Origin of the sequence: Halobacteriovorax sp. (assembly GCF_041587335.1) — a bacterium.
Classification (GTDB): Bacteria; Bdellovibrionota; Bacteriovoracia; order Bacteriovoracales; family Bacteriovoracaceae; genus Halobacteriovorax.
On sequence record NZ_JBFGYP010000172.1, the window covers coordinates 1 to 4,826 of the forward strand.

The 4,826-nt window shown below is 34.7% G+C and carries 3 protein-coding genes; all 3 read left to right on the forward strand.

Features of this window, described 5'->3' with window-relative positions; translation table 11 throughout:
- The coding region (locus ABX784_RS15440; protein ID WP_372655961.1) for a TolC family protein at nucleotides 1-1,071 on the forward strand (1,071 nt) is incomplete at its 5' end.
- Nucleotides 1,071-1,733: a hypothetical protein gene (locus tag ABX784_RS15445; RefSeq protein ID WP_372655962.1), complete on the forward strand. Its 663-nt coding sequence runs from the start codon at nucleotides 1,071-1,073 to the stop codon at nucleotides 1,731-1,733. The genes ABX784_RS15440 and ABX784_RS15445, both read left to right, overlap by 1 nt.
- 3 nt (nucleotides 1,734-1,736) lie before the next feature.
- The gene (locus ABX784_RS15450) at nucleotides 1,737-4,793 is read left to right on the forward strand and encodes an efflux RND transporter permease subunit (protein WP_372655963.1); all 3,057 of its coding nucleotides are present in this window, start codon (nucleotides 1,737-1,739) and stop codon (nucleotides 4,791-4,793) included.
- The last annotated feature ends 33 nt before the right edge of the window (nucleotides 4,794-4,826 follow it).

A 4,826-nucleotide genomic window follows, 5' to 3' on the forward strand; every position in this document is an offset into this window, starting at 1 on the left:
AGAAAGTCGAGTGGTAAGGGGAGTGTTCTTCCATATGGTTATCAGTGGAATGAGAGTGGTTCTGTGGGGATTACACAGCCTCTTTATACTTTTGGAAGAATAAGTAGTGGGATTGATATTGCTAAGGCCAGTAAAGAAATTAGTAGAACTAGATCATTAGCAACAAAGGCCGAAGTTAAGAATATGGCGCGTAAACTTTATTATAGAGTTCTCTTTAGTCACGACTTATTAAACGTATCGAAAGAGTCATTTAAAAATGCTAACGAAAATAAAAAGACATTAGAGAAGAGAGTTTCTTACGGAAGGATCAGTCGTAACGACAACTTAAAAATGCAAGCAGATATAGCAAGTCGAAGACCATTTCTTATTGATTCTGAGAAAAACTTTAAAATTGCAAAATACGACTTAATGAACTTCTTAGCAATCAATGAAGGAAGTGAAATTATTTTAGAAAAGAAATCACTTCGTGAAATATCAGTTATAGATGAAAGCAATGAAGTGGATGTTTCTGATAATTTAAATATTAGTATTTTGAAAGAGAACCTAAAGCTTCGTCAATTATCAATTGAAGGGGAGAAGGCCAATAGAATGCCTACTATAAGTGCGTTTGCTAGCTTTGCTCCATCAAATTATAAAGATGGATTTCTAGGAGATAAAGTAAAGGAGCAGGAAGACTTCACTTTTGGAGTTATGTTTAACTTTGATTGGCCGTTTGGTGGATCTAAGAATGACGCAGTTCAGATTAGAAGAGTTGAGTCTAGAATTGCTCAGCTACAATTAGATCAAGAAGAAAGAAATCAAAGAGTACAATTGCGCAAGCTAATACAGCAAAGAGAAAGTTTAGAGAGAAAGCTAGAGTCTGAAAAGAAAGCGATAGAGTTAGCTCTATCTTCTTATAAGGTCTCTTTAGGGGCATTCGCTACAGGTGGAGTTTCACAATTGCAATTAAATGATAGTGAGCTTCTACTTACAAATAACAGAATAAACTATGCAGGAACTAAGCTTGAGCTTCTAAATACAAATGTAGATATTGAAAGAGTGACAACTAAAAAATCCGGGAGAGGTGAGTAATGAAAAGAATCATCTTCGTCGCTATTGTAGCGGCTCTATATGTAGGTAGTCTTCTATGGAAGTCTGAACAGGTGAAAATTGCAAATAATAAAGACGTACCAACACTATATAGATACTGGAATAAAAATGGAGTTCCTGTATATACAGAACTCGCAGAGGAAAGATCACTTTCTAATACAGTCACGGTTACTGGTGTTAAGAGTAATGGGAAAGTTATTAAGTCTTTAGTTGCTCCTAGAGTTGCTGACAAATTAAAAATTGGTGCAATTGCTAGAATCACAAAAGATAATGAAATATATAATGGGAGAATTACTTTTATATCTAAAAATGTTGACCATCTTTCAGGACTCTACGCTGTAGAGGTAACATTTTCAAAAAGCATTGATTCTAAAAAATCACTAGTGATCCAAGTTGAAGTCGGACATTTAAAAAATTCTGTAGTTGTTAGTCGATCGGCGGTTTCTACTCGTGGTGGAACCCCTCACATATATATAGTTAGAAATAAAAATAAAGTTGAAATTAAAGATGTAGTACTTTCAGGAAATAATGACGAATTCTATGCCATTAAAAGTGGAGTTAAATCTGGGGATGAAATTGTTATTAGTGATCAGAGATATTTAAAAGATCAGCAAAAAGTATTAGTCGTCAAGAGAGCGGAGTAAATTATGATTGAAGTATTTGTAAAACGTCCAGCGACAACAATTATTTTTATCGCTATTTTTATGGTGATGGGTCTTGTGTCAGTTGGAAATCTAATTATAGAGCCAACACCTAAAGTTGAATTTCCTATTATTACAGTTCAAACTATTTATGGTGGAGCATCCCCTGAAGAGATTGAGACTCAAGTTTTAAAAAGAGTTGAAGATGCAGTTTCTGAAATTTCTCAAATAAAGAATATTCAATCGGAGGCCAGAGATAGTTTTGGTGTTGTTACGATACAATTTCTTATTGAGGCAGATGTTAATATAAAGTCAATTGAAGTAAAGGATAAGGTTGAAGCGATTATCAACGATTTTCCAGATGGTGCAGATAGACCCGTTATCGCAAAATTTGATCCATTAATTCAGCCTATTGTTAACTTATCTCTTATGAGTGATAAGCACACTTTAACTGAAGTATATGAATATGCAGATAAGAAACTTAAGACAAGACTTTCTGCAATTAATGGTGTTGCAACTATTGATGTATTTGGTGGTAGAGAAAGAGAGATCAATGTAGAACTTGATAATAACCTCTTAATCCAAAACTACTTATCTATTGAGGATGTTATTAATTCTATGGCCAGGAAGAATTTAAATGTTCCTGGAGGGTCAATCAATAAGAAAGACTCTAAAGTAAGTGTTAGATTTGTTGGAGAGTTCTCTAGTGTTGAAGATATAAAGAATCTTCCTATTGTATCTAGAGAGGGAAGAACTATAAAACTATCATCAGTTGGATTTGTAAGCGATAGCTACAGAGATGTTGATTCGATTGCGAGATACAATGGTAAAGATACTGTCGGTATTGCTGTTAAAAAGCTGTCAGATGGTGACGCTGTAAAAATTGTTAAAACTCTTAAGACGGACCTTGAAGTTATTAAGACAGAGCTTCCTGAGGGAATGAAGTTAGATATTGCAGTTGATACAACAAGAATCACTCTTGATAATACAGTTGGAACAATTGAAAGTATTTTATTAGGAATTGTGTTAACTATTGTAATTCTTTTAGTGTTCTTGGGAGACTGGAGAGGTGCGATCATCGCTGCAGTTGTTATTCCAACATCTATTATATCAACATTCTTTATAATGGACATGTCTAACTACTCAATCAATATGATGACACTACTTGCATTTGGTACCTGCTTAGGGACACTTATTGCAAATGCTTTGATCATTATAGAAAGTATTTATAAACATTTAAAAATGGGAAAGGATTCTCAAACTGCGGCTATTGATGGAACTAAAGAAGTACTTCTGGCAATTTTTGCTTCATCAGGAACAAATCTTGTTGTTTTTACTCCTTTAGCTTTTATGGGCGGAATTGTTGGACAGTTCATGGTTCAGTTTGGAATGACTGTTGTATATGCAACAATTTTCTCAATCATTGCTTCAGTTACATTAACACCTATGCTGTGCTCAATTCTCCTTAAAGATCCAGAAACTTTAAAAGGACCTTTTCCTATAGTTGCTAAAGGTACAGATAAAGTTATCGAATGGATCACTGTTCAGTATAAGTGGTTTTTTGATAGAATGATGAACTGGCCTATTCTTTCTGCTACTTTAGCAATAGCAGTGTTTATGTCTATTTCATTCTCTGGCTCTAGACTTGGGTCAGAATTCGTACCGAAGTCAGATAGAGATGAGTACTCAGTATCTATTGTAATGCCTGATGGAACTCCAGTGGAGAAAACAGGAGAGGTTGTTCAGAAGATTGATGAACTATTAAAGGAGTATCCTGAGGTCGATAGTACTCTTGCTGATATTGGATATGATGGAGAGGAAAAGGCTAGAGTTACAGTAAGTCTTATTTCCGCATCTAAAAGATCTAAGAGTTATGATGTTTTAATGAGTGAGCTACTTGTAGATTTAACAAAAATACCTGAAGCAGAAATCACTCTTTCTGGAGGGAAATCAAATACAAGTAACTTAGGCGATATTACAATTGATGTTACAGGAGCAACCTTTCCGGAGATGATTGAAGCATCTGATAAGATGAAAGAGATAATGGCTAATAGCGGATACTTTGGATCTGTTCAAAGCTCTTATCGTGTACCAAAGATGGAGGTTCAATTTAACCCGGATTCATCTAAAATTATACGACAAGGACTTACGAATATTCAAATTGGACAAGTTATTAGAGGCCTAGTTAATGGTGATGATGATTCTGTCTATAAAGAGGATGGAGAAGAATACGCTATTAATGTGACTTTAGGTAATGAGTTTAAGAAGAATGTTGAAGATTTTGACTCATTTCTTATTCATGGTAAAGATGGATTAATTCCAATCGCTTCTCTAGGGGAAGTTAAGTACACAGAGGCGACTTCACCATTAAAAAGAAGAGATAAGAAAAGTATCATTCAGTTGAATGGATATCTTGCAAAATCTAATACTGGTACAGTAATGGCTGAGCTCTCAAAAAGCTTTGAAGAAGCTGACCTTCCTGACACTATTAAGTATACTTATGCAGGTGATGCTGAAAATCAATCGGAGTCATCAAGTGAGCTTGGTAAGGCATTCTTACTGGCCGTTATTCTAACGTATATGCTGCTTGTTGCTGTTTTAAACTCATTTGTATTCCCATTATCAATTGGGTCTGCAATTCTAACTTCCTTCTTAGGTTCAATTGTACTTATGTTTTATACAGATCAAACGATTAATATTGGTTCTATGATGGCAATGGTTATGGTTGTTGGACTTGCCGTTAATAACGCTATCTTGATGATTGAGTATGCTCAGCAGAAAATATCTGAGGGAATAGAGGTCAAAGAGGCGATTTGGTTAGGTGCAAAGGAAAAGCTAAAAGCTATTTTGATGACATCAATTGCAATTATAGCTGGTACACTTCCTCAACTTTTTGCTCTTGATAAGATTAAGTCAGCGATGGGGGCCGTAATAATTGGTGGGATGATTGGATCAATTATATTCACTTACTTCCTTGTTCCTGTTGTTCATTTACTTGTTTATAAAGCAAAAGATTTGTTTGCAAAAATAGGTAATAAAGAAAAGATTGTTGTTAATTCATAAAAAGAAAGGCCCTGAAAAGGGCCTTTTTTATAG

Coding starts and splice junctions, on each gene's coding strand:
- ABX784_RS15445 (WP_372655962.1), top strand. CDS start 1,071: ATGAAAAGAATCATCTTCGTCGCTATTGTAGCGGCTCTATATGTAGGT.
- ABX784_RS15450 (WP_372655963.1), top strand. CDS start 1,737: ATGATTGAAGTATTTGTAAAACGTCCAGCGACAACAATTATTTTTATC.